At 47.9% G+C, this 263-nt stretch carries 1 protein-coding gene; it reads left to right on the top strand.

Annotated features, from left to right (window positions below; all coding sequences use genetic code 11):
• On the top strand, positions 1 to 151 hold a 151-nt coding region (locus SB822_RS58100; RefSeq protein WP_410859242.1), incomplete at its 5' end, for a helix-turn-helix domain-containing protein.
• Positions 152 to 263 lie beyond the last annotated feature (112 nt).

Genomic DNA, 263 nt, shown 5'->3' with positions numbered 1-263 from the left:
CCGACTTCCTGTTGTCGAGATCGCACAAGAATGCGGGTTTGCTGACCAGGTGCATCTCACCCGTTTTTTTAGTCGTCTTGTTGGCACAAGTCCGGCTTCGTTCCGGCGCAAGGCACAAAGTCGCCTACCGGCCAAAGCACGTAGTTCGTGATGGAAGTCAATTTTATACAAGCAAGTCGATATCTGCATAGAAAATATCTAAAACATCCATTCTTCTTAAGGCGTAGGTCTGGCACGAAAGAACTGCGATCGGAAAAACGAAG

Origin of the sequence: Paraburkholderia sp. SIMBA_054 (assembly GCF_046534875.1) — a bacterium.
Taxonomy (GTDB): Bacteria; Pseudomonadota; Gammaproteobacteria; order Burkholderiales; family Burkholderiaceae; genus Paraburkholderia; species Paraburkholderia hospita.
Note: the sequence above shows the minus strand (reverse complement) of the source record. Positions and strands in the feature narration are given on the sequence as shown.